The following is a 23,994-nucleotide window of genomic DNA, read 5'->3' as shown; positions in this document are numbered from 1 at the left end:
TTTGCCCGGCAGTAGTTTTCAACCGCGCTCCGATGTGGGATAGACAGGCGCGGAGAAAACCATGGCCAGCGAAGCGCTTTATATCAACGACCGGATCACCATCGCCGGCTGGGAACTGACGGAACAATTCGTTCTGGCGGGCGGTCCTGGCGGCCAGAACGTCAACAAGGTTGCGACGGCGGTCCAGCTTTTCTTCAGCCTCCAGAATTCGCCGTCGCTCAACGAGCGCGTCAAGGCTAATGCGGCGAGGCTTGCCGGGCGGCGCCTTTCCAAGGACGGCGTGCTGATGATCGAGTCCAGCCGTTTCCGCAGCCAGGATCGCAATCGCGAGGATGCCCGCGAACGCCTGAAGGAACTGATCCTCGAAGCCGCGGCCCCGCCGCCGCCGCCGCGCAGGAAGACCAAGCCGACGAAGGGTTCCATCGAGCGCCGGCTGAAGGAAAAATCCGGGCGCTCCGAAGTCAAGAAGATGCGCGGCAAGCCTGGCGGCGATTAAGTCAGCTTTCGGGCTGCGCTTTTGGTTTGGCGGGATTAGAATGCGGATTGTCGGGCGATCTGATTTCGCGGCAGCTACCGGTGCCTGCGACGACGGCACATTCACCTGGCCGGCACCATCAGGAAAACATCAATGCTGCTTCCCAACGGTATTCGCCATCTCCCCGACTATCTCGATCGCCCCAAACAGGAAGGCCTGGTCGAGGCCATCCGCGCAATCGTGGCCGAAGCGCCGCTGTTCACGCCCGCCATGCCCGGGACAGGCAAGGAAATGTCGGTGCGCATGACCAATTGCGGTGCGCTCGGCTGGGTGACGGACAAGCAGCGCGGCTATCGCTATCAGCCGACGCATCCCGTCACCGGCCGACCATGGCCGGCCATGCCGCCGCAATTGCTCGATCTCTGGAATGATATAGCTGGCTATGAAAAGCCGCCGCAGGCTTGCCTCGTCAATTTCTACGCCGACGATGCCCGCATGGGGCTGCATCAGGACCGCGACGAGCAGGATCTGGCCGCACCCGTCCTGTCGATCTCGCTGGGCAACAGCTGCCTCTTCCGAGTCGGCGGTCTCAGCCGCAATGATCGCACGCTATCTTTCAAGCTCTCCAGTGGCGATATCGTCGTTCTCGGCGGGGAGGGCAGGCTCTGCTTCCATGGCGTCGACCGCATCTATCCGGCCACGTCGACATTGCTGAAGAATGGCGGGCGGATAAACCTGACTTTACGGCGGGTTGATCCCTGAACGTCAAAGCTTCCTGAGCGCTACCTGTTCGATCAGATGGTTCTTGCCCTTCTGCAGGATGAGGTCGGCGCGCGGGCGGGTCGGCAGGATATTCTGGCGCAGGTTCTTGAGGTTGATGTTCTTCCAGAGCCCTTCGGCGATGGCCAGGGCCTCCTCGCCGCTGATCGAGGCGTAGCGGTGGAAGAAGGAATTGGGATCGCGGAAGGCGGTTTCTCGCAGCTTCATGAAGCGGGCGACATACCAGGTATGGATAAGCTCCTCGTCGGCGTCGATATAGATCGAGAAGTCGAAGAAATCTGAAACCATCGGCACGATCTTGCCATCGGCCGGCAGATGCCGCGATTGCAGCACGTTGATGCCTTCGAAGATCAGGATATCCGGACGGTCGACCGTCTTGAATTCATTCGGCAGCACGTCATAGACGAGGTGCGAATAGCAGGGCGCCTTCACATCCGGCTGTCCTGCCTTGATCGCCGAGAGGAAGCGCAGCAGCGCTGCCGTATCGTAGCTTTCCGGAAAACCCTTGCGCTGCATCATGTTGCGGCGCTGCAGTTCCGCATTCGGATAGAGAAAGCCGTCCGTGGTGATCAGGTCGACCTTCGGGCTCGACGGCCAGCGGCGCAACAGTTCTTTGAGGATACGGGCCGTGGTGGACTTGCCGACGGCGACGGAGCCGGCAATGCCGATGACGAACGGTGTCTTGGCGACATTCGAGAGGCTCAGGAACCGGTTGCGCTGCTCGAACAGGATCTGCGAGGATTCCACATGCGAGGACAAAAGGCGCGACAGCGACAGATAGATGCGCCGGACCTCGTTGAGATCGATCGGATCGCCCATCGAGCGCAGCCGCGTCACTTCGTCGGCCGTCAGCGTCAGCGGTGTGTCGGCCCGGAATTTCGCCCACTCTTCCGAAGAAAAGAAATAATAGGGCGAATAGGCTTTCGCCTGAAAAATATCGAGCGTTTCGGGCACAGGTGGGGACTTGGTCGCTATCGTCATCGCTCTCTACCGGCGCGCCTTCTCCTGAAGGCCGGATTGTGCGGTGCGCCTTTCGAGCTCACCCATGACATTCTGCAACGGAATGCCTGCAATCTTCAATACGACCATAAGATGATAAAGCAAGTCCGCGGCCTCATAGGTGAGGTTGTCGTGATCGTTGGTGACCGCCGCCATCACGGCCTCGATCGCTTCCTCGCCCAGTTTCTTCGCGGCTTTCGGCTGGCCGGCGGCGCATAGTCTCGCGGTCCAGGATTCCTCCGGCGAGGCCTTGGAACGCTCCTCGACAATTCGTTCGAGGTCGGAGAGGGTAAATCCGCTCATTGGTTCGCTGCCTCCTAATCGAGCCGCATGGGAATGCCGCGCTCCGCCATGTAGCGCTTTGCTTCGCCCACCGAATAGGTGCCGAAGTGGAAGATCGAGGCGGCGAGCACCGCCGTCGCATGGCCTTCCTTGACACCGGCGACGAGATCGTCGAGGTCGCCGACGCCGCCGGACGCGATAACAGGCACCCGCACGGCATCCGCGATCGCCCGCGTCAGCTCCAGATCGTAGCCGACCTTGGTGCCGTCGCGATCCATGGAAGTGACGAGAAGCTCGCCGGCGCCGCGCTCGACCATCCGGCGCGCGAAATCGACGGCGTCGATGCCGGTCGCGTTGCGGCCGCCATGGGTATAGATTTCCCAGGCGCTCATATTGTCGCCGCCGAGCGCCTCGGTTCGCCGCCGCTTGGCATCGATCGAGACGACGATGCACTGGTTGCCGAACTTGTCGGCCGCTTCGGCGACGAAATCCGGATTATTGACGGCTGCCGAATTGATCGACACCTTGTCGGCGCCGCAGAGCAGCAGCTTGCGGATATCGGCGATGGAACGCACGCCGCCGCCGACAGTCACCGGCATGAAGCATTGCTCCGCCGTCCGCGCCACCACATCGAAGATGGTTTCGCGATTGTCTGAAGAGGCCGTGATGTCGAGAAAGCAGAGCTCGTCGGCGCCGGCGGCATCATAGGCCTTGGCCGCCTCGACCGGATCGCCGGCATCGACGAGATTGAGGAAGTTGACACCCTTGACGACGCGGCCGTCCTTGACGTCGAGGCAGGGGATGACGCGGGCTTTCAGGGTCATTGCACTGTCTCCCTGGCCTGCTTGATCAGTGCCAGTGCTTCCTTAGGGTCGATGCGGCCATCATAGAGCGCGCGGCCGGAAATCGCACCCTCCAGTTTGCGGGCGTCAGGCTCGATCATGCGGCGGATATCGTCAAGCGAAGCCAATCCGCCGGAGGCAATGACCGGGATGGAAACAGCTTCGGCCAGTTCCAGTGTCGAAGCCCAATTGATGCCGGTGAGGATGCCGTCGCGGTCGATGTCGGTGTAGATGATGGCGGCGACGCCGGCGCCTTCGAATTGCTTCGCCAGCTCGATGACGCCGAGTTCGGAGGCTTCCGCCCAGCCCTCGACTGCCACCTTGCCGCCCTTGGCGTCGATACCGACGGCGATATGGCCCGGAAACTGCCTGCAGGCTTCCACGACAAGCGCCGGATCGCGCACGGCGACCGTGCCGAGGATGACGCGGGTCAGACCGCGCGACAGCCAGTTTTCCATATGCTCGAGGGTGCGGATGCCGCCGCCGAGCTGTACCGGGTTCTTCGTTGCCTTGAGGATGGCGTCGACGGCAGCGCCGTTGACGGTCTCGCCGGCGAAGGCGCCGTTGAGATCGACCACATGCAGCCACTCGAAGCCGTGGTCCTCGAAGGCTTTCGCCTGAGCCGCCGGATCGGGATTGTAGACGGTCGCCTGCTCCATGTCGCCGAGCTTGAGGCGCACGCATTGGCCGTCTTTTAGGTCGATAGCAGGGAAAAGAATCATGATTTCTGTCCTTGGAGCGCGAGCCTTACGGCTTCCAGCGCAGGAAATTGGTAATCAGGGCGAGGCCGAGTTTCTGGCTCTTTTCCGGATGGAACTGCGAGCCGGCCATATTGTCGCGTCCGACGAAGGCGGTCATTGGTCCGCCATAGTTCGTGGTGGCGATGACGTCTTCGCCATGGTCGGCGGCCAGATGATAGGAATGGACGAAATAGGCGTGCAGCCCGTCCGGCCCGGTCGGAATCCCGTCGAAGAGCGCATGCGGATGCCGGATATCCAGCGTGTTCCAGCCGATCTGCGGGATCTTCAGGCTGGGATCGTTCGGGGTCATCTCCTTGACGTCGCCCTTGATCCAGCCGAACCCTTGGGTAACGGTCTTTTCCAGCCCGCGCGACGACATAAGCTGCATGCCGACGCAGATTCCGAGGAAGGGGCGGGCCTTGTGTTCCACGACATCGATCACGGCTTCCGCCATGCCGGAAACGGCATCGAGCCCGCGACGGCAATCGGCATAGGCGCCGACGCCGGGGAGTACGATGCGGTCCGCGGTAGCGACGCGCTCGGCATCATTTGTGAGGTCGATGTCCGCATCGATGCCGGCTTCGCGGGCAGCCCGCTCGAAAGCCTTGGTGGCCGAGCGCAGATTGCCGGAACCATAGTCGATAATTGCGACGCGCATGGTCAGCGTCCTCCGTCATAGCCGGGGAGACCGAAGCTCGGACCGGAACGGCTGGAATTGCTGTTGTTGGCCGAGATATCCCAATTTTTCGAATGGATATCCTGCTGCGGTTCCTCCTCGATGTGGGAAAAATGGATTTGCTCCGCCGTCGCCAAATCATGCGCTGAGACGAGATTTTCCATTTTCCACCCGCGGTCCATAAGCCGCTGGCCGAGCGCATACGGGCCCTCGAGGGCTGCCAGAACATGCACGCCGAGCAGAATGGCTGCGCCGGCGGCAAACAGGCCCGGCTGGCGCATCAATTCCAAGGCAAGGCCTTGCAACAGAAAAGCTGCGGCGGCATGCAGCCACAAACGATGGAAAAGCATCCACAGCACCGGAAACAGGAAGGCCTTCAAGGAAAAGCCGTCGCGGATGAATCGCGTACCGTCGCGATACCGGTCCGATACTTCGGATCGGTTCGCCGCTCCGGGTGGAGTCAAAATCAGATAGCTTGCCATTTCTTCACTTCCCCAGGTTGGGGTTCAGGCGAGCGTGCCCTTCGTCGAGGGCACCCGGCCTGCCTGCCGCGGATCGATCTCGGTTGCGGTACGCAATGCGCGCGCAACGGCCTTGAAGCATGTCTCGGCTATATGGTGATTGTTGGCGCCATAATGGTTGAGAACATGCAGTGTGATGCCGGCATTCTGCGCTAAAGCCTGGAAGAACTCACGCACCAGTTCAGTGTCGAACGTGCCGATCTTCGGGGCGCTGAAGCTGACGTTCCACACAAGGAAGGGCCGGCCCGAGAGATCGACGGCCGCCTTGGTCATCGTCTCGTCCATGGCAAGGTCGATCGAGGCATAGCGCGTGATGCCGCGCCGGTCGCCCAGCGCCTTGGCGATGGCCTGGCCGATGGCGATGCCGGTATCCTCGACCGCATGATGGTCGTCCACATGCAGGTCGCCCTTGGTGTCGATCTCCATGTCGATCAGCGAATGTCGCGAAAGCTGTTCCAGCATATGGTCGAAGAAGCCGACACCCGTCGAAATCGTCGACTTGCCGCTGCCGTCGATATTGACGGACACGGAGACGGAAGTCTCGTTGGTCTTGCGGGAAACGCTTGCCGTGCGGCTCGCTGGGGTCTCTGCCATGGGCTGCTCCATCGGAATACGCGGGTTCCTTATCAGGCGTATCGAGAAATATCCAGAAGTTACGCGCGGGCTTGCGTCTTTAGCCGGCTCGTCTGCATTGATCCGGCTTGGCTGCCATTTGCAATCGTCAAAAGCCCTCTTACATAGGTGCTGACGGGGCCGAAACGCGGCCCGGCAGAAAGCCCGCCGGAACGGGGGCAAACAGGTGTTAAATGACGACAATTGTGACTATTCGCAAGAACGGCAAGGTCGTGATGGCCGGTGATGGCCAGGTCAGCCTTGGCCAGACCGTAATGAAGGGCAATGCCCGCAAGGTTCGCCGCATCGGCAAGGGCGATGTCATCGCCGGTTTCGCCGGCGCGACCGCCGATGCCTTCACCCTGCTCGAGCGCCTTGAAAAGAAGCTGGAACAATATCCGGGCCAGTTGATGCGCGCAGCCGTTGAGCTCGCCAAGGACTGGCGCACAGACAAATATCTGCGCAACCTCGAAGCCATGATGCTGGTTGCCGACAAGAGCGTGACGCTCGCCATCACCGGCAACGGCGATGTGCTCGAGCCGGAACACGGCGCCATGGCGATCGGCTCCGGCGGCAATTTCGCGCTTGCGGCCGCCCGTGCGCTGATGGATACCGACAAATCCGCTGAGGATGTCGCCCGCCGCGCCCTCGATATCGCCGCTGACATCTGCGTCTACACCAATCACAACGTGATTGTGGAAACGCTCGACGCTGAAGCCTAATTTCCTCTCTTGATAGTTTCTAGCCCTGACGGGAAACACACGAAATGACCACTTTTTCCCCCCGCGAGATCGTTTCCGAACTCGATCGTTATATCGTCGGCCAGCATGAGGCCAAGCGCGCCGTGGCGATCGCCCTGCGTAACCGCTGGCGCCGCCAGCAGCTCGAGCCCGATCTGCGCGATGAAGTCATGCCCAAGAACATCCTGATGATCGGCCCGACCGGTGTCGGCAAGACGGAGATCTCCCGCCGCCTCGCCAAGCTCGCCGGCGCGCCCTTCATCAAGGTCGAAGCCACCAAGTTCACCGAGGTCGGCTATGTCGGCCGCGATGTCGAACAGATCATCCGCGATCTCGTCGAAGTCGGCATCGGCCTGGTGCGCGAAAAGAAGCGCGCCGAGGTTCAGGCCAAGGCGCATATGAGCGCCGAGGAACGCGTGCTTGACGCCCTGGTCGGCGCGACTTCATCGCCGGCGACGCGCGACAGCTTCCGCAAGAAGCTGCGCGACGGTCAGCTTGATGACAAGGAAATCGACATCGAAGTTGCCGACACCGGTTCCGGCATGCCCGGCGGCTTCGAAATCCCCGGCATGCCCGGCGCCAATATCGGCGTGCTCAACCTGTCGGAAATGTTCGGCAAGGCCATGGGCGGCCGCACCAAGAAGGTGCGCACCACGGTCAAGGATTCCTACAAGGAACTGGTGCGCGACGAATCCGACAAGCTGATCGACAACGAGGCGATCCAGCGCGAAGCCGTGCAATCCGCCGAGAATGACGGCATCGTCTTCCTGGACGAAATCGACAAGATCGCGGCCCGCGACGGCGGCATAGGCGCCGGCGTCTCCCGCGAAGGCGTGCAGCGCGACCTGCTGCCGCTGGTCGAAGGCACGACGGTTTCGACGAAGTATGGCCCGGTCAAGACGGACCATATCCTCTTCATCGCCTCCGGTGCGTTCCACGTGTCGAAGCCTTCGGATCTCCTGCCGGAACTGCAGGGCCGCCTGCCGATCCGCGTCGAGCTCCGGCCGCTGACCAAGGAAGACTTCCGCCGCATCCTGACCGAACCGGAAGCCAGCCTCATCCGCCAGTACAAGGCGCTGATGGAAACGGAAGACCTGAAGCTCGATTTCACCGACGACGCCATCGACGCACTTGCCGATGTTGCCGTGCATCTGAACTCCACAGTCGAGAATATCGGCGCACGCCGCCTGCAGACGGTCATGGAGCGCGTGCTTGATGAGATCTCCTACAACGCTTCGGACCGCGCCGGCGTATCGGTGACCATCGATGCCGCCTATGTTCGCGAGCATGTCGGCGATCTCGCCAACAACACCGATCTCTCCCGCTTCATTCTGTAGCAGGCTGGCAGAGGCGATTTAAAACAGTAAGCACTCGACAGCGGGCCGTTAACTTTTTAGTTAGGGGCCCGTTTCTTTGTGTCGGATGGCTTTATTCGGCCAAGTTTATCCGTCAGGCAGCCGCACGGAAACATCGGTTGAAACTTCGACAGGACAGCCATCTTGCGACGCATACTGATCATATTTCTTCTGGCGGTCGCCAGCTTCTCCTGGATGCCCGCCTTTGCGGAAGCGGCAGTCGCGGTGCCGCCCGGTAACCGAAATGCCGAGCAGCCGCCGGTTCCCGGCGCCTCCGTGCGCCGCACCCGAGGCACGAATTCGACCTTCGACCGCAAGTACCAGAAAGTCCGCGAGCTGCTGGCGACCGACACCAAGCTTATGTCGAAGATCAAGTCGACGGCACGCGCCTATGGCATCGATCCGATCCATATCATCGGCGCGCTCGTCGGCGAGCACACCTATAACGTCGATGCGTATGACGGTCTGCAGTCCTATTACGTCAAGGCCGCCTCCTATGCCGGCCAGAGCTTCCGCTTCGCCTATGACGGCGAAAGTGTCGACGATTTCATCGCCCGGCCGCAATTCGACGTCTGCAAGAGCAAGAGGGACTCCTACAGCCTCTGGACCTGCCGAGACGATGTCTGGGAAGACGATTTCCGCGGCAAGACGGTCGGCGGCAAATCCTATCCCGACAATCGCTTCAGCGCGGTTTTCTTCCAGCCCTTCTATGCCGGTCAGACCTTCGGCCTCGGCCAGGTCAATCCGCTGACGGCACTTGAACTATCCGATCTGGTCAGCAGCACCTCGGGCATTCCGAAGCTGGATGAGAAGGATGCCGGCGGCGTCTATAAGGCCATCATGGATCCGGACCTGTCGCTGGCCTTCGTTGCCGCATCGATCCGCAAGTCCATCGACGACTATCGCTCGATCGCCGGCATGGACATATCAGGCAATCCGGGCATCACCGCGACGCTCTACAATCTCGGCAACACCCGCAAGCGCGCCGCAGCACTTGCCGCAAAGAACCGCGGCGCCGCGCAGCCGGTCTGGCCGGAGGAAAATTACTATGGCTGGCTTATCAATGATAAGCTGAGTGACCTGAAGTCGCTTCTCTAGATTTTGCTGGCGGCATTCACCATATCGGGTGTCTGATGCCGTTCAGGCCGTTCAGGCCGCTCCGGCCGCATGGGCCAAGCAGGAGCCCGGCTTTCGAGGAGAATTGATCTCATGGACATGATCCCGGAAGCCTTTTCTCCGCCCGCGCCGGTCCCGCGCACCGTCCCGCCATCGCGATTGACGATCATCCGTACCATCCTGCGCAATCCGCTCGAATTGTGGGGCGAGCCCTCCTATACGCTGCCTTGGATCAAGACCAAATTCTTCAACGAGAGGACGCTGATCGTCAACGATCCCGGCCTGATCAAGCATATCCTGGTCGACAACGCCGCCAACTACCGCATGGCCGATATCCGCCAGCTCGTGCTCCGGCCGATCCTGCGCGATGGGCTGCTGACCGCGGAAGGGCCTGTCTGGAAGCGCTCGCGCAAGGCTGTGGCACCGGTGTTCACGCCACGCCACGCCCAGGGCTTTGCCGGCCAGATGCTGAGTCAGAGCCTGGAATATGTGCACAAATACGAAGGTGTCGGCGACAAGGGCGCGACTTTCGACATCGCCGCCGATATGACCGAGCTCACCTTCGCCATTCTGGCCGAGACGCTGTTTTCCGGTGAGATCGTCACCGAAAGCGAGCATTTTGCCGACGATGTCAACGAGCTGCTGCATCGCATGGGGCGCGTCGATCCCATGGATCTGTTGCGCGCGCCCGCCTGGGTGCCGCGCGTCACCCGCATCGGCGGCCAGAAGATGCTCGACAAGTTTCGCGGCATCGTCCGCAATACCATGAACCTGCGTCTCGACAAGATGCGCAGGGATCGCGCCAGCGCGCCGGATGATTTCCTGACGTTGCTTCTGGAAAAGGCCGGCCCAGACGGGCTCACGATGGAGGAGATCGAGGATAATATCCTCACCTTCATCGGCGCCGGTCATGAGACGACGGCCCGCGCGCTTGCCTGGACGCTCTACTGCGTTGCCAACAGCCAGCATATCCGCGAAGCCATGGAAGAGGAAATCGACCGGGTGCTGGCAACAGATGCCGAGCCCGTCGCCTGGCTCGACCTGATGCCGCATGTCCGTGCCGCCTTCGAAGAGGCGATGCGCCTCTATCCGCCGGCGCCTTCGATCAACCGTGCCGCTATCGCCGACGACGAATGGACGAGCACGAAGGGCGAGCGCGTGACGATCCCGAAGGGGATCACCGTGTTGATCATGCCCTGGACGCTACATCGCCACGAGCTCTATTGGGAAAAGCCGCGGGCCTTCATGCCCGAGCGTTTTCTTCCGGAGAACCGCGGCAAGATCAACCGTTTCCAGTATCTGCCTTTCGGCGCCGGTCCCCGCGTCTGCATCGGCGCCACCTTCGCCCTCCAGGAGGCGGTCATCGCTCTTGCGGTCATAATGCGCCGCTTCCGCTTCGACACGACTGAAGAGACCGATCCCTGGCCGGTGCAGAAGCTGACGACCCAGCCGCGCGGTGGTTTGCCGATGCGGGTTACGGTGAGGAACGGTTCGGCATAGCCGAAGCAATCGATCCGGTGAATCGATTGCAGTGACGAATGCCCGGAGCGGAAGCGAAGGGCCAGCGGCTGAGAATGCGGGGCCTATCTCGCCCCTGGCGGCGAGAAAGCAATTTCACTGGTTTAGGAATTGCGAAACAGGAGTTCTATACGTTCAAAAATCTCGGTACAATTTCTAAGCCATTGAAATTGCAAGAGCGGAGGTCCGTATCTTGCCTATTGTCGAGATTCTCCGCGCCCCACCTGCCCCCTCTCTTGCAAAAACTAAGAATTAGACGGCGGACAAGCCCCTGCCTAATCTTAAGTTTTTGCTTTCTCGCCCGCCAAGGGCGAGATAGGTTTCGCGCTTGCCGCTTCGACCTCAATCCCCAAGGATGAATTGATCAGTGACGTCTCATTTCCTGCTCGGCATCGACACGGGTGGAACCTATACCGATGCGGTTCTCTTCCATGAAACCGATGGTGTGATCGCCAAGGCGAAATCGCTGACCACGCGGCACGATCTGGCCGTCGGCATCACCGGCGCCGTTGATGCCGTCATTGCCGATGCCGGCGTTCCGGTTACGGCGATCGGCCTTGTTTCGCTGTCGACGACGCTCGCCACCAATGCGCTGGTGGAAGGGCAGGGCGGTCGCGCCGGGCTGGTCATGATCGGCTTCGGTCCCGATGATCTGAAGCGCGATGGCCTGGCGGAAGCGCTCGGGTCCGATCCCGTGCTGTTTCTGCCGGGCGGCCACAATGTTCACGGCAACGAAAATCCGCTCGATCTGACGGCATTGGAAGACGCACTGCCGGAACTGGCAAAGACGGTCTCCTCCTTCGCCATTGCCGGCTATTTCGCCGTGCGGAATCCGGCTCATGAAATCAGGGTGCGCGATCGTATCCGCGAATTGTCGCATCTGCCTGTTACCTGCAGCCACGAGCTATCCTCCAAGCTCGGAGGCCCGCGACGGGCTCTGACGACGCTGCTCAATGCCCGTTTGGTATCGATGATCGATCGTCTCGTCGGTGCCTGCGAAGGGTTTCTGGCAACGCGCGGCATCGCTGCGCCGATGATGGTGGTTCGTGGCGATGGAGCGTTGATTTCGGCTGCCGAGGCCAAGCTTCGGCCGATCGAGACCATTTTGTCCGGCCCGGCCGCGAGCCTGGTCGGCGCGCGCTATCTCACAGGCCTCGACAATGCTGTCGTTTCCGATATCGGCGGCACGACCACCGACGTTGCCATCATGGATGCCGGCCGGCCAAGGCTCGACGCCGATGGCGCTGTTGTCGGAGGCTATCGCACCATGGTCGAGGCCGTCGCGATGCGCACCTATGGCCTTGGCGGCGATTCGGAGGTGAAGATCAACGATCGCGGCCTCGTCGCTGGCTTCGAGCTCGGGCCGCGTCGCCTGCTGCCGCTCAGCCTTGCCGCCCATGCGCATGGCGAGGCCGTGCTTGACGTGCTGGAGCAGCAATTGCGTGCGCCGCATCTTGCCCGCAATGCCGGCCGCTTCGCCATGCGCACCGGCGTGCCGGATCATCTGGCGAGCGGCCTCACGCCGCTCGAACAGGCGCTATTCGACAGGATTGGCAATACTCCTCTGGCACTCGACAAGCTTCTGACCGTAACCTCGCAGAAGGCTACTCTGGACCGGCTGGTGGCGCGGGGGCTAGTGCATCTGAGTGGTCTCACGCCGTCGGATGCCATGCATGTGCTGGGTCGGCAGAACCAGTGGAATGCGGAAGCTGCGCAGCTTGGGTTGGCCTTGGCGATGCGGCTGAAGGATGGCTCCGGACGCGCCATCGCCTCTTCCATCGAGGAATTGGCACAGAAGATCGTCAATCGCCTTACCCGCCAATCGGCCGAGGTCATTCTTGCCGCCTGTCTTGCCGAGGACGGCGTTGCCGATCTGGATCCGGCCAGGTCGATCTCGATCGATCGCGCCCTTCGCCGCGCCTCGGGCATTGCTCGCTTCGCTGTTTCGCTTGACCGCCCCCTTATCGGGCTCGGCGCTTCGGCACCGGTCTACTATCCCGCTATCGCCGCAATGTTGGCGAGCGAAACCACCATTCCTGCTCACTCGGATGTGGCCAATGCGGTCGGCGCCGTTGTCGGCCAGGTGCGAGCCAGCGCCACCGTCTTCGTCACCATGCCGGAAGATGGTATCTACGTTTTGAACGGAGCCGGCGAAAGTCTGCGGTTCACCGATGAGGACAGGAGCTTTGCCGATGCGCGGGCGCGGGCCGTCGAGGCTGCGATGGCGCAGGCGCGGCTCAATGGCGCCGTGGATCTCGTGGTGGCAATGGATGAGCAGGTCGACGCGCCGGAGGTCGAGGGGAGCCGCAAGCTGATCGAGGCACGTTTCATTGCGACCGCCAGCGGGCGTCCTCGCATTGCCATGGACTGATTGTTTCCGACGGCGCATAAATCTTTCTAACTATTGCCAAATTGACGGAAAGCGAAACCGTGAGCAAAGTGGCAGCATGTGAAAATTGAGCCGTGAAACGGCCTTGAGGAGTATTTGGCATGAGCCGTATTGAGAAGAACGGGCTGCAGATCGAACCGGTACTTTATGATTTCCTCGTCAAGGAGGCATTGCCGGGTTCTGGTATCGACGCCGACACCTTTTTTGCCGGCTTCTCCAAAATCGTCCACGATCTCGCGCCGAAGAACCGCGAGCTGCTCGCCAAGCGCGACCGGATGCAGGCGGCGCTCGACGATTGGTATCGCAAGAATGGCGCGCCGGTCGATATCGCCGTCTACGAGGCTTTCCTGCGCGAAATCGGCTATATCGTGCCGGAAGGCCCGGCCTTCACGGTCTCGACCGCCAATGTTGATCCGGAAATCTCTCATATTGCCGGCCCGCAGCTCGTCGTTCCCGTCATGAACGCCCGCTATGCGCTGAATGCCGCCAATGCCCGCTGGGGATCGCTCTACGACGCGCTTTACGGCACAGATGCCATCCCCGAGACCGATGGCGCCGAGAAGGGCCGGGGCTATAATCCCAAGCGCGGCGAAAAGGTCATCGCCTGGGTGCGCGATTTCCTCGATGCCGCCGTGCCGCTTACCGGCGTAAGCTGGAAGGATGTCAGCGGCTTTGCCGTGAACAATGGCGCTCTGGCGATCACGACCAAGAGCGGCGTCGCAGCGCTGGCGGATGCTAGCCATTTTGCCGGCTATCTCGGCGATGCGGCCACCCCGTCCCATATCCTGCTGAAGCAGAACGGCATTCATATCGAAGTTGTCATCGATACCGCCACCGAGATCGGCAAGACCGATCCGGCCAATATTTCCGACGTCCGCCTGGAATCGGCGATCACCACGATCATGGACTGCGAGGATTCCATCGCCGCCGTCGACGCCGAGGACAAGGCGGAAGTCTACCGCAACTGGCTCGGCCTGATGAAGGGCGATCTGACAGAGGAAGTCGCCAAGGGTGGCAAGACTTTCATACGCCGGCTCAATCCCGACGTAGCCTACACGGCGCCGGACGGCAGCACGTTCGATCTGCACTGCCGCTCGCTGATGCTGATACGTAACGTCGGCCACCTTATGACCAATCCGGCGATCCTCGATCGCGATGGCAACGAGGTCCCGGAAGGCATCATGGACGCTGTCATTACCGGTCTGATCGCGCTTTATGACATCGGTCCGAACGGTCGCCGCAAGAATTCGCGCAGCGGCTCCATGTATGTCGTCAAGCCGAAGATGCATGGACCGGAAGAAGTCGCCTTCGCCGTCGAGATCTTCTCGCGCGTCGAGGACGTGCTCGGCATGCCAAGCAACACCATGAAGATGGGCATCATGGACGAGGAGCGCCGCACCACGGTCAACCTCAAGGAAGCCATCCGCGCCGCCGGCGAGCGCGTCGTCTTCATCAACACCGGCTTTCTCGACCGCACCGGCGATGAAATCCATACCTCGATGGAAGCCGGACCGATGATCCGCAAGGGCGACATGAAGCAGGCCGCCTGGATCGCGGCCTATGAGAACTGGAATGTCGATATCGGCCTGGAATGCGGCCTTTCCGGCCACGCTCAGATCGGCAAGGGCATGTGGGCCATGCCGGACCTGATGGCGGCCATGCTGGAACAGAAGATCGCCCATCCGAAGGCCGGAGCGAACACCGCCTGGGTGCCGTCGCCGACGGCCGCCACACTGCATGCGACCCATTATCACCGCGTCAATGTCGCCGATGTCCAAAAGAGCCTGAAGAGCCGCGCCCGCGCCAAGCTTTCCGATATCCTCTCGGTGCCGGTCGCCTCGCGGCCGAACTGGACGCCGGAGGAAATCCAGCGCGAGATCGACAACAACAGTCAGGGTATCCTCGGCTATGTCGTCCGTTGGGTCGACCAGGGCGTCGGTTGCTCCAAGGTGCCCGATATCAACAATATCGGCCTGATGGAGGATCGCGCCACACTCCGCATCTCGGCGCAGCACATGGCCAACTGGCTGCACCACAAGGTCATCACCGAGGCCCAGATCGTCGAGACGATGAAGCGCATGGCTGCCGTCGTCGACCAGCAAAATGCCTCCGATCCGCTCTACGTCGCCATGTCCGGCAATTTTGACGGTTCGATCGCCTTCCAGGCGGCGCTCGATCTCGTGCTCAAGGGTCGCGAGCAGCCGAACGGCTATACGGAACCGGTGCTGCATCGCCGCCGTATCGAGCTGAAGGCAAGGCAGGCAGGGTGATACCGTCTCTTGCTCAGAGGCCACCTCGATCCTTCGAGGCCTCGTCGTCTGCGCTGATGCTTTGACGGCAAGGCACCTCGGGATGAGGTGGGGAGAGTCCTACGGCCAGCGGAAAAGATCAGTCCTCATCCTGAGGTGCGCACCCGAAGGCGGAGCCTCGAAGGACGAGGGCGGGTGGGACGGCATAGCATCACCCCGCTTTCTCGAACAAAAAGGCCGCCGGATGGATATCCGGCGGCCTTTTTCAATCTGAATAGCAGCAATGATTACTGGATGACGACGACCTTGGTGCTGCGGCCCGGCAGAACGCGGCTATAGAGATCGATGACGTCCTGATTGATCAGGCGGATGCAGCCCGAGGAAGCAGCGGTACCGATCGAAGCCCATTCCGGCGTGCCGTGCAGGCGGAACAGCGTGTCCTGGCCCTTGTCATTGTAGAGATACATGGCGCGCGCGCCGAGCGGGTTCGAGAGGCCGGGATTCATGCCGCCATCGACATACTTGGCGATTTCCGGACGGCGGACCGCCATTTCCTTCGGCGGATGCCAATTCGGCCATTCCTGCTTCCAGGCTACGTAGGCCGTGCCGGACCAGGAGAAGCCCTGCTTGCCGACGCCGATGCCATAGCGCATCGCTTCGCCGTTGCCGAGAATGTAGTAGAGATGACGCTCGCGCGTGTTGACGATGATGGTGCCTTCAGCCTCGTCGGACTTATAGGCAACGATCTGGCGGCGGAACTGCGGCTTCACCTTCTGGATCGGGATCGCCGGCAGTTCGAAGCCGTTGTCATTGGTGATGCCGTAGTCACCATCGAAAGTCTTGATGGTATCGGCTGCGGAGTTTGCGGTGGCGGACGGCGCGGCTGCGGCAGTGGTGGCATAGCCAGCCGACGCGAGCATTGCGACAAGGCCGAGTGCGGTCATAGCATTACGGATGCGCATGGAGGACTCTTGAAATTTCGTGGCAGGGGATGGATGACTATCAATCATCTTTGTCTACGGTTTATTTTCCATTAAACTAAGCTTTGCAAGCTGCTGTTGGGCTCAAAAATAGCTCCGGCGCGCAAATTAGAGGGACATGGTTTTTTTGCAACAATGCTTGCCCCGTCCCTGAGGCAATTCATGACGATTTTGAACGTTTACAATAACAATCCGTTAATAGATGGCAGGCAGTCGGAACGAGCTATGCTTGTACGCAAGGGCGTGCAATTATTACTGCACGAGATGCGTCATGCCGTCCTGCCGGAGTTGCCGCTAGCGAGCCGCCGCCGGGCCGACCTCGTCAGCCTTTCCGAAAAGGGCGAAATCTGGATCATCGAGATCAAGACCTCGATCGAGGATTTCCGCGTCGACCGCAAATGGCCCGATTACCGCCTGCATTGCGACCGGTTGTACTTTGCGACGCACAAGGACGTTCCGCTCGATATCTTCCCGGAAGATTGCGGGCTCTTCCTGTCGGACGGCTATGGCGCCCACATGATCCGCGAGGCGCCGGAGCATCGGCTGCCGCCGGCGACGCGCAAGTCGGTGACGTTGAATTTCTCCCGCACCGCCGCCCAGCGTCTGATGCTTGCTGAATGGGCAACGGGCAAGGATTTTACCTTCTCCCCTCGGGGAGAAGGTGACAGCCCTTCGATCAATCCAGGGGCGGATGATGGGGGCGAGGAGCTTTAGAGCGTTTTAAGTTTTGACGGAAGCGTATCCTGCGTTTGTGAAGTAGTTTGCGCATTCGTCCGACTTGATGGTGTCGGCGAGGTATCCGAGCTGCCGCCAAGTGTCGTCGCTCGTTCTCATTTGGGCTTGGCGCATCCAATGTTTGATCTTGGCGAAGGCCTGCTCGATCGGATTGAGGTCGGGCGAATATTTCGGCAGGAACCATAATCTGGCGCCGACTGCCTTGATGGCATCGCGAGTGGCCTTGGCTTTGTGGGAGCCAAGATTGTCGAGGATAACGATGTCGCCGGGTTTGAGGGTCGGGATCAACTGTTGTCGGACATAGGCTCCGAAACATTCACCATTGATGGGGCCATCGAAGACGCAGGGGGCGGTGAGCCGGTCGCAGCGCAGCGCGCCGAGAAAGGTCAGGGTGCGCCAGCGGCCATGCGGGGCAAAGCCGCGCAGCCTTTTGCCCCTCGGCCCCCAACCGCGTAACGGTGCCATGTTGGTGCGGATCCACGTTTCGTCGATGAAGACCAGCCGTTTCGGATCGAAACGCCCCTGCCAAGCCTTCCAGCGTGCTCTGTGCCTGGCAACGTCGGTACGGCTTTGCTCAAGGGCGAACAGCGTTTTTTTTGAAGCTCAGACCTTCTCGGCGCATGAACTGCCAGATGGCATTATGGGAGACGGTCACACCGCGGGCAGCCAGTTCGTCCTTCAGTCGGTGCAGCGTCAAGTGTGAGGTCTGCTCGATCCGCTCGACGATGAAAGTCCGATGCGGTTCCAAAATACGCCGACGATGGCCGCCCATCTTACCGGGCGACACGCTGCCGGTCCTGCGATAGCGCTGTGACCACTTCACCACAGAGGAGACGGCTATGTCGAACCGCTCCGCCACCACCCGACAGTTCTGACCGGCCGCAACTGCAGCCACTACGCGTTCACGAAGATCATTCGAATAAGGTCGCGTCATGGATGCTGGCCTCCATTCCAGCATCCATCATGAATCACAATTCCGCTGATTTGGGAATCCAGAACGGATTCCGATAAGTCATGAACCGCTCTAGCGTCGAGCACGCGGAGCGTAAGCGAAGGGCCTTCTACTTGGGTGCGCGCTTGGCGAGGATGCGCTGCAGCGTGCGACGATGCATATTGAGGCGGCGGGCCGTCTCGGAAACATTGCGCTCGCACATTTCGTAGACGCGCTGAATATGTTCCCAGCGCACCCGGTCCGCCGACATCGGATTTTCCGGCACTTCCGCCTTCTCGCCTGGGCGCTGCGTCAGCGCCGCGTAGATATCGTCGGCATCGGCTGGCTTGGCGAGATAGTCGAGCGCACCGAGTTTCACGGCCGTGACCGCCGTCGCGATATTGCCGTATCCGGTCAGCACCACGATATGCGTATCGTCGCGTCGCTGCCGGATCGCCTCGATGACATCCAAGCCGTTGCCGTCGCCGAGCCGGAGGTCGACGACTGCATATTGCGGCGGGTTGGCCTTGGTCTTGGCAACACCTTCCGCCACCGATTCCGCCGTCTCGACCACGAAGCCCCGGATTTCCATCGCGCGCGCCAGCCGGCGCAGGAAGGGGCCGTCGTCATCGACGATCAGCAGTGTCGCATCCGTGCCGATATGGGCTGCGGCATCCTTGTCCCCGGCACGCGAGGCGGCAAGCTCTTTATCCGTCATTCTATCTTCTATCCCGGCGACCATCCGCCTGCATATTCCACCAATTTGACGACCGCTGTTTTAAGCCGTGAAAATCATTTTGTCGAATTACTGTCGATCAACATGCGCGGCCATTCGACGCGCACGCGCGCGCCCGGCGTTTCCGGATCGCGATTACCGAAGGCGAGCGCCGCGCCGGAGCGCTCCAGCAGCGTCTTGGCGATGAAGAGGCCGAGCCCGAGGCCGCCAGCCGTGTCGTCGCGCTGCCGCGTCGTCACGTAAGGTTCCCCGATCCGCGTCAGGATCTCCGGCGAATAGCCGTTGCCGTCATCCTCGATGACGATCGTGAGCGTATCGGCGCTGTACTCCACCGTGACGGTCACCGTCTGGCGGGCATAGTCGACGGCGTTCTCGATGAGGTTGCCAAGACCGTACATGATGCCGGCATTGCGGTTCAGCACGGGCTCGCCGGCTCGCGGGCTCTTTTCGATCAGCTGCAGCGTGATCCCGAACTCGCGATGCGGGGCGATGATCTCTTCCATCATCGACGACAGGGTCAGCCGCCGCATATGCGCCTCGTCCTCCGAGGAGAGCGTGGTCAGCCGCCGCAGGATATCGCGGCAGCGTTCGCTCTGGCTGCGCAGCAGCGCCACATCCTCGCGGAAACGGTCGTCCTCTTTGAGCTCTCGTTCCATCTCCTTGGCGACGACACTGATGGTCGCAAGCGGCGTGCCAAGCTCATGCGCCGCCGCCGCCGCCAGCCCATCGAGCTGCGACAGATGCTTTTCCCGCTGCAACACCAGCTCCGTCGCCGACAGCGCGTCGGCAAGCTGCGATGCTTCCATGGAGACGCGATAGGCATAGAAGGCCGCAAAAGCCATGGTGGAGGCAATGGAGCACCAGACTCCCAGCTGCATCACGCTGTGCACGCTCGTGGCAACCCCGTCATACCAGGGCAGCGGGAAGGGCGAGAAGGCAAGGCCGGTGATGCAGATCATCGCCAGCACGATCAGCGTCATGCTGTAGCGGATCGGCTGCGAGGCGAAGGAAATGATGACAGGCACGCAGACCAGCACGGAGAAAGGATTGGTCAGCCCGCCGGTGATCAGCAGCAACCCGCAGAGCTGCAGAAGATCGAGGCCGAGCAGCGCAAACGCCGCCGGCGGCTCCAACCGGTGCGTCGGTGGAAAACGCAGGGTCAGGAAGAAATTGATCCAGGCAAGGCAGGCGATCAGCACGTAGCATGGCAAGAGTGGCATCGGAAATTTCAGCCAGAAGGCGACGATCGTCACCGTCGCCGTCTGGCCGCCGACGGCAAGCCAGCGCAGGCGAACCAGCGTCTGCAACCTCAGTCGCCGGCTGCTATGGTGGTCGTCCTGCGCCTTTATCTCTGCATCGGAAAGTTTTTCCAGTCCGCGGAAGAAGCGTGCCATCGTCAGGTTCCCCTTGGCTTGACGCGCGTCGTCGGCAAGGCATCCGCCGGATCTTCCGGCCAGGGGTGCCTCGGGTAGCGGCCGCGCATGTCGGCGCGCACATCCCGCCAGGATCCGGCCCAGAACCCGGGCAGATCGCGCGTCGTTTGGATCGGGCGATGGGCTGGCGACGTCAGCTCCAACACCAGCGGCAACCGGCCGCCGCCGATGGCAGGATGTTGTTTCAGCCCGAACAGCTCCTGGACGCGGATGGTCAACAGCGGCTCCTCGCCATCATATTGAATGGGATGGCGCTGGCCGGTCGGCGCCTCGAAATGCGTGGGTGCCATCCGGCCGAGATCGCGTTGCAGCTCATGCGGCACCAGCGACATCAGCCCGTTGGAAAGCCCGCCGGCGGAAATGTCGGAAAGTCCGCGAGCCTCGGCCTGGAAGGGTGTGAACCACTCGTCCAGCCGCGCGAGCAAGGCGTCGTCGCCCATATCAGGCCAAGGCTCGCCGATCGTGCGATGCAGAAAGCCTATCCGCGCGCGCAACTGCGCCGTTTCCTTGGAAAATGGCAGCACGCCGATGCCAAGTTCGCGAATGCCCTCGGCCAGCGCCTTTGCTGCCTGCTCGCCGGATGGGCGCGGCAGCGGCGTTTCCTCAAAGATGATCGCGCCGAGCCGCGTGGCGCGCCGCGCCCGCACCTGCCGGCTGGCTTTGTCGAAGAAGCTCTGATCCTCGGTGCGGATCTCGCCCGGCAGATGCTCTTCGACATCGGTGCGGGAAATCTCGGCTGCCGCAAGAATACGCGCTTGTGCCGCGCGGCCGGTCAGATCGGCGATGACAAGCATCTGGGAACCGGCAAGGCGCTCGGTTTCGGGCAGTTCGGCGCCGCGCCCGTTCGCCATGACGAAGCGCCCACGCCCGCCGCGCTGCAGCGCGATGCGATCGGGAAAGGCATGCAGCAGCAGCGAGCCGGCCAAAGACGGTGGCGTTGAGCCGGCAGTCCCTTTGCCGCTAGCCGCCGAGGCAAGCCTTCCGGCCAGCCGGCGCGCTGCCTCGGCGCGTTCGCCCTTTTCCGTCTTGAAGCGCCGCAGCCGTTCTTCCAGGTCGATGCTCTGTCCACCAAGTCCCTGTTCGGTCAGCAGCACGGCAAGCAATGCGGCCTCGCGCGCCTGGCCGAAATCGGCGGCTGAGATCACCATCGCCGCCAGCCGAGGCGGCAGTGCCAGCTCGCGCATCAGCCGGCCCCGCGCAGTCAGCCCGTTCTCCGCGTCGAGCGCACCCAGTTGCCGCAACAGCGCCCGCGCCTCGGCAAGCGTCGTGGCCGGCGGCTGGTCGGCAAAGGCGAGCGCGGCCGGATCCTGCACGCCCCAATGTGCGAGGTCGAGCGCAAGGCCGGACAGATCGCTGGAGAGGATCTGCGGCGGCGTGAAGGCGGGCAGCGCCGCCGTCTGGCCGGGGTGCCACAGCCGGATGGCAATACCGGGTTCGGTTCGCCCGGCGCGGCCGGCCCGCTGATCGGCCGAGGCGCGCGATACCCGCACCGTTTCCAGCCGCGTGATGCCGGTCGAGGCTTCGAAGACGGGCAGCCGCTGCAGGCCGCTATCGATGACGATGCGCACGCCGTCGATGGTAATCGACGTCTCGGCAATCGAGGTCGCCAGCACGATCTTGCGGGTACCTTGCGGCGCCGGCCGGATCGCCGCGTCCTGCTCCTTCTGGCTGAGATTGCCGTAAAGTGGCGCGATCATCGTGGCAGTGCCGAACCGGCCCTCCAGCCTTTCCGCCGTGCGGGTAATTTCCGCCTGTCCCGGCAGGAAGGCGAGGATAGAGCCTTGTTCCGACGCATGCGCGTCGAGGATCGCTCGCGTCACCGTATCCTCGATCCGCTCACCCGGCGGCCGGTCCTGATGACGGATGTCGATCGGAAAGCTGCGGCCCATGCTCTCGATGACGGGCGGATGGTCGAGCAGGGTCGCGACACGCTCCACGTCGAGCGTTGCCGACATGACAAGGATGCGCAGATCTTCACGCAGCGCCGATTGCACGTCGAGAGCCAGCGCCAGGCCGAAATCCGCATCCAGCGAGCGTTCGTGGAATTCGTCGAAGATAACAGTGGAAACGCCCGATAGTTCGGGATCGTCGAGGATCATCCGCGCGAACACGCCTTCTGTCACCACCTCGATACGGGTCTTGGCCGAGATGCGGTTATCGAGCCGCATGCGGTAGCCGACGGTGTCGCCGACCTGTTCGTTGAGAAGCGATGCCATGCGGGCCGCCGCTGCCCTTGCCGCCAGCCGCCGCGGCTCCAGAACAATGATCTTGCCGTCATCGCGCCATGCCTGCCCCAACAGGAAGAGCGGCACCAGCGTCGTCTTGCCGGCGCCGGGCGGTGCCGAGAGGACGGCGCGCCGATGCTCTGCAAGGGCAACGCCGATATCGGCGAGCACATGCGAGACCGGCAGGTCGGGCAATGAGGGCGTTGTATGCGTCACGCCTGCCTGCTCCGCACATATTCATAGGCAAGGATCGCGCCGGCGAGATCCTCGAGCGCCGCGCCCACCGATTTGAACAGGGTTATGTCCGCGTCATCGGTCCGTCCGGGATGCGCCCCGTTCACCAGCTCACGGAGCTCGGCCCGGATGTCGTCGGCTGCCAATACGCCATTCTTCAGGGGCTGGGTGATGTCGCCGGCCTCTTTCATCGCGCCGGCACGCGTGTCGACAAACACCTGCGCCCGCCGTATCGCCGTATCGTCGGCCTCGCGCATATCCGGCTTGAAACCGCCGATGAGATCGAGATGCGCGCCCGGCTTCAGCCATTCCCCCTGGATCAGCGGTGCACCCGATAGTGTCGCGCAGGAAATGATGTCGGCACTGCGAGCCGCGGCCTGCAGATCCGCGACGGGCTCCGCGGCCAGGCCGAGCGCCTGCGCCTCCCTGGCGATGCCTGCTGCTTTCTCGCGGTCCCGCCCCCATATGCTGATCCGCTTCAAGGGCCGGCCCGTGGCATGTGCCTGGATCAGATTGAGCGACAGTCGTCCGGTGCCGCACACAAGCAACTCCTCGGCATCCTCGCGCGCAAGATATCGGGCAGCAAGCGCCGAGGCCGCCGCCGTGCGCCGCGCCGTCAGCTCGCCGCCATCGATTACCGCCAGCATCTCCCCCGTCTGGCCCGAAGAAAGAAGATAGGTTCCGAAGATGGCCGGCAGGGCACGCGCCGCATTTCCCGGGAACACCGAAACCATCTTCACGCCCATATAGCGTCCCGGCAGCCAGGCGGGCATCAGGAGCAGCGTCGCGTCACTTTCGCCGGGAACCTCCATATCGTGATGATGTCGGACCGGCATGACGCAACCATCGGCAAACATCGCCGCTATCGCATCGATCAGCGCCGGCCATGCAAGTGCTGCGCGCGTCTGTTCTTCGTCGAGGACCAGCATTCTCCACTCCTTCAATAGCTCGGTTTCTATTAGGTCCTGGGCGCGAAACTGGCAATGCAGGCCCTTCGGCGACCCCATGGGAGCTTGAGTCTGCCTCTTTGAAAGCCGTTTCCTGGGTGTTTCCGTCCAAGGAAGTAAAATGAATCCGGAAATGGTGCTCGATCGGGTCAAATTTCCCAGCTTTCGCCTCATCTTTTAAAAATGATGTTTCAAATCAATCACTTACAAAAATGTCAGAATTTTTACAGTTGGTGTGTTGACTTGGTTCGTTGGGTAGGATTATAAGCCCACTCACTGAACGAGGGCGGCGGCGCTGCTGGCGACGACGACTTTCGCTCTAGTGTTTCCTGGATTGGCTGCGATGCTGATTGAAGGTTCTGGGCTTAGGTGCTTGGGCTTATAGGAAGTGATTTCGACTGGTTTTGCTGGTCAGTTCTTTGACAATTGAAGATGAGAAGAAAGAGAAACGTGGGCGGCGAAGCTTGCGGGATCTGAAG

General features: G+C 61.8%; 22 protein-coding genes. 9 read left to right on the top strand and 13 right to left on the bottom strand.

All coding sequences use genetic code 11. From position 1 onward, the window contains the following. Positions 1–61 precede the first annotated feature (61 nt). Positions 62–496: an alternative ribosome rescue aminoacyl-tRNA hydrolase ArfB gene (gene arfB / locus FHT28_RS12060; protein ID WP_092573044.1), complete on the top strand. Its 435-nt coding sequence runs from the start codon at positions 62–64 to the stop codon at positions 494–496. Positions 497–628: 132 nt separating this feature from the next. After that, positions 629–1,237: an alpha-ketoglutarate-dependent dioxygenase AlkB gene (locus tag FHT28_RS12055; protein ID WP_047559318.1), complete on the top strand. Its 609-nt coding sequence runs from the start codon at positions 629–631 to the stop codon at positions 1,235–1,237. 3 nt (positions 1,238–1,240) lie between these two features. Here the strand turns inward: FHT28_RS12055 and coaA are convergent, their stop codons facing one another. Genes coaA through hisB form a run of 7 tightly spaced genes read right to left on the bottom strand, consistent with a single transcriptional unit; the run spans position 1,241 to position 5,909 of the window. Further along, positions 1,241–2,236, bottom strand: coding sequence for a type I pantothenate kinase (gene coaA, locus FHT28_RS12050; protein WP_168596387.1), 996 nt, complete (start codon positions 2,234–2,236; stop codon positions 1,241–1,243). Positions 2,237–2,242: 6 nt separating this feature from the next. Continuing rightward, a complete protein-coding gene (locus FHT28_RS12045) occupies positions 2,243–2,557 on the bottom strand; it encodes a phosphoribosyl-ATP diphosphatase (RefSeq protein WP_047559314.1) in 315 nt (104 codons plus the stop codon). Positions 2,558–2,571: 14 nt separating this feature from the next. Next, positions 2,572–3,360, bottom strand: a complete 789-nt coding sequence (gene hisF / locus FHT28_RS12040) for an imidazole glycerol phosphate synthase subunit HisF (protein WP_037195520.1) — start codon at positions 3,358–3,360, stop codon at positions 2,572–2,574. Continuing rightward, entirely contained in the window at positions 3,357–4,100 is a 744-nt protein-coding gene (gene hisA, locus FHT28_RS12035) for a 1-(5-phosphoribosyl)-5-[(5-phosphoribosylamino)methylideneamino]imidazole-4-carboxamide isomerase (protein ID WP_168596386.1), read from the bottom strand. Before hisA ends, hisF begins: the two co-directional genes overlap by 4 nt. 25 nt (positions 4,101–4,125) lie before the next feature. Next, a complete protein-coding gene (hisH, locus tag FHT28_RS12030) occupies positions 4,126–4,776 on the bottom strand; it encodes an imidazole glycerol phosphate synthase subunit HisH (protein ID WP_168596385.1) in 651 nt (216 codons plus the stop codon). A 2-nt stretch (positions 4,777–4,778) separates the two neighbouring features. Then, on the bottom strand, positions 4,779–5,276 hold the full coding sequence (locus FHT28_RS12025) for a DUF2628 domain-containing protein (protein WP_037195515.1): 498 nt from the start codon (positions 5,274–5,276) through the stop codon (positions 4,779–4,781). A gap of 24 nt (positions 5,277–5,300) precedes the next feature. Continuing rightward, positions 5,301–5,909 carry an imidazoleglycerol-phosphate dehydratase HisB gene (gene hisB / locus FHT28_RS12020; protein WP_047559495.1) on the bottom strand — a complete coding sequence of 203 codons (609 nt, stop codon included), beginning with the start codon at positions 5,907–5,909 and terminating at the stop codon, positions 5,301–5,303. A 212-nt stretch (positions 5,910–6,121) separates the two neighbouring features. Between hisB and hslV the strand changes: the two genes are divergently transcribed. The 6 genes from hslV (at position 6,122) to FHT28_RS11990 (ending at position 15,315) form a co-directional block, all read left to right on the top strand. Beyond that, positions 6,122–6,649, top strand: coding sequence for an ATP-dependent protease subunit HslV (gene hslV, locus FHT28_RS12015; RefSeq protein WP_034481393.1), 528 nt, complete (start codon positions 6,122–6,124; stop codon positions 6,647–6,649). Positions 6,650–6,693: 44 nt separating this feature from the next. Next, positions 6,694–8,004 carry an ATP-dependent protease ATPase subunit HslU gene (gene hslU, locus FHT28_RS12010; protein WP_037195508.1) on the top strand — a complete coding sequence of 437 codons (1,311 nt, stop codon included), beginning with the start codon at positions 6,694–6,696 and terminating at the stop codon, positions 8,002–8,004. Between the two features lie 162 nt (positions 8,005–8,166). Beyond that, positions 8,167–9,120: a DUF1402 family protein gene (locus FHT28_RS12005; protein WP_092573038.1), complete on the top strand. Its 954-nt coding sequence runs from the start codon at positions 8,167–8,169 to the stop codon at positions 9,118–9,120. A gap of 111 nt (positions 9,121–9,231) precedes the next feature. Further along, entirely contained in the window at positions 9,232–10,638 is a 1,407-nt protein-coding gene (locus tag FHT28_RS12000) for a cytochrome P450 (RefSeq protein WP_168596384.1), read from the top strand. Between the two features lie 385 nt (positions 10,639–11,023). Beyond that, positions 11,024–13,027, top strand: coding sequence for a hydantoinase/oxoprolinase family protein (locus tag FHT28_RS11995; RefSeq protein ID WP_168596383.1), 2,004 nt, complete (start codon positions 11,024–11,026; stop codon positions 13,025–13,027). A gap of 119 nt (positions 13,028–13,146) precedes the next feature. Beyond that, positions 13,147–15,315: a malate synthase G gene (locus FHT28_RS11990; protein ID WP_047559278.1), complete on the top strand. Its 2,169-nt coding sequence runs from the start codon at positions 13,147–13,149 to the stop codon at positions 15,313–15,315. Between the two features lie 266 nt (positions 15,316–15,581). Here the strand turns inward: FHT28_RS11990 and FHT28_RS11985 are convergent, their stop codons facing one another. Continuing rightward, positions 15,582–16,256, bottom strand: a complete 675-nt coding sequence (locus FHT28_RS11985) for a L,D-transpeptidase (protein WP_037195499.1) — start codon at positions 16,254–16,256, stop codon at positions 15,582–15,584. A gap of 180 nt (positions 16,257–16,436) precedes the next feature. On the opposite strand from FHT28_RS11985, the gene FHT28_RS11980 reads away from it, so the two are divergent. Then, positions 16,437–16,988 (top strand): MmcB family DNA repair protein, encoded by a 552-nt coding sequence (locus FHT28_RS11980; RefSeq protein WP_047559276.1) that lies wholly within the window; start codon positions 16,437–16,439, stop codon positions 16,986–16,988. A gap of 6 nt (positions 16,989–16,994) precedes the next feature. Here the strand turns inward: FHT28_RS11980 and FHT28_RS11975 are convergent. The 5 genes from FHT28_RS11975 to FHT28_RS11955 form a co-directional block, all read right to left on the bottom strand. Beyond that, a protein-coding gene (locus FHT28_RS11975) for an IS630 family transposase (RefSeq protein ID WP_168596382.1) occupies positions 16,995–17,943 on the bottom strand; the annotation gives its coding sequence in 2 pieces (ribosomal slippage) (positions 16,995–17,606 and positions 17,608–17,943; 948 coding nt in all). Positions 17,944–18,070: 127 nt separating this feature from the next. Next, on the bottom strand, positions 18,071–18,658 hold the full coding sequence (locus FHT28_RS11970; protein WP_037195497.1) for an ActR/PrrA/RegA family redox response regulator transcription factor: 588 nt from the start codon (positions 18,656–18,658) through the stop codon (positions 18,071–18,073). 74 nt (positions 18,659–18,732) lie between these two features. After that, positions 18,733–20,070: an ActS/PrrB/RegB family redox-sensitive histidine kinase gene (locus tag FHT28_RS11965; protein ID WP_037195495.1), complete on the bottom strand. Its 1,338-nt coding sequence runs from the start codon at positions 20,068–20,070 to the stop codon at positions 18,733–18,735. Between the two features lie 2 nt (positions 20,071–20,072). Beyond that, positions 20,073–22,550: an ATP-dependent helicase HrpB gene (gene hrpB, locus FHT28_RS11960; protein ID WP_168596381.1), complete on the bottom strand. Its 2,478-nt coding sequence runs from the start codon at positions 22,548–22,550 to the stop codon at positions 20,073–20,075. Beyond that, entirely contained in the window at positions 22,547–23,497 is a 951-nt protein-coding gene (locus FHT28_RS11955; protein ID WP_168596380.1) for an ornithine cyclodeaminase family protein, read from the bottom strand. Before FHT28_RS11955 ends, hrpB begins: the two co-directional genes overlap by 4 nt. Positions 23,498–23,994: the final 497 nt, after the last annotated feature.

It is taken from the genome of Rhizobium sp. SG570 (genome assembly GCF_012275345.1).
Taxonomy (GTDB): domain Bacteria; phylum Pseudomonadota; class Alphaproteobacteria; order Rhizobiales; family Rhizobiaceae; genus Rhizobium; species Rhizobium lusitanum.
This window is presented reverse-complemented; position numbering and strand designations above follow the sequence as displayed.

Coding starts and splice junctions, on each gene's coding strand:
- arfB (WP_092573044.1), top strand. CDS start 62: ATGGCCAGCGAAGCGCTTTATATCAACGACCGGATCACCATCGCCGGC.
- FHT28_RS12055 (WP_047559318.1), top strand. CDS start 629: ATGCTGCTTCCCAACGGTATTCGCCATCTCCCCGACTATCTCGATCGC.
- coaA (WP_168596387.1), bottom strand. CDS start 2,236: ATGACGATAGCGACCAAGTCCCCACCTGTGCCCGAAACGCTCGATATT.
- FHT28_RS12045 (WP_047559314.1), bottom strand. CDS start 2,557: ATGAGCGGATTTACCCTCTCCGACCTCGAACGAATTGTCGAGGAGCGT.
- hisF (WP_037195520.1), bottom strand. CDS start 3,360: ATGACCCTGAAAGCCCGCGTCATCCCCTGCCTCGACGTCAAGGACGGC.
- hisA (WP_168596386.1), bottom strand. CDS start 4,100: ATGATTCTTTTCCCTGCTATCGACCTAAAAGACGGCCAATGCGTGCGC.
- hisH (WP_168596385.1), bottom strand. CDS start 4,776: ATGCGCGTCGCAATTATCGACTATGGTTCCGGCAATCTGCGCTCGGCC.
- FHT28_RS12025 (WP_037195515.1), bottom strand. CDS start 5,276: ATGGCAAGCTATCTGATTTTGACTCCACCCGGAGCGGCGAACCGATCC.
- hisB (WP_047559495.1), bottom strand. CDS start 5,909: ATGGCAGAGACCCCAGCGAGCCGCACGGCAAGCGTTTCCCGCAAGACC.
- hslV (WP_034481393.1), top strand. CDS start 6,122: ATGACGACAATTGTGACTATTCGCAAGAACGGCAAGGTCGTGATGGCC.
- hslU (WP_037195508.1), top strand. CDS start 6,694: ATGACCACTTTTTCCCCCCGCGAGATCGTTTCCGAACTCGATCGTTAT.
- FHT28_RS12000 (WP_168596384.1), top strand. CDS start 9,232: ATGGACATGATCCCGGAAGCCTTTTCTCCGCCCGCGCCGGTCCCGCGC.
- FHT28_RS11990 (WP_047559278.1), top strand. CDS start 13,147: ATGAGCCGTATTGAGAAGAACGGGCTGCAGATCGAACCGGTACTTTAT.
- FHT28_RS11985 (WP_037195499.1), bottom strand. CDS start 16,256: ATGCGCATCCGTAATGCTATGACCGCACTCGGCCTTGTCGCAATGCTC.
- FHT28_RS11980 (WP_047559276.1), top strand. CDS start 16,437: ATGACGATTTTGAACGTTTACAATAACAATCCGTTAATAGATGGCAGG.
- FHT28_RS11970 (WP_037195497.1), bottom strand. CDS start 18,658: ATGACGGATAAAGAGCTTGCCGCCTCGCGTGCCGGGGACAAGGATGCC.
- FHT28_RS11965 (WP_037195495.1), bottom strand. CDS start 20,070: ATGGCACGCTTCTTCCGCGGACTGGAAAAACTTTCCGATGCAGAGATA.
- FHT28_RS11955 (WP_168596380.1), bottom strand. CDS start 23,497: ATGCTGGTCCTCGACGAAGAACAGACGCGCGCAGCACTTGCATGGCCG.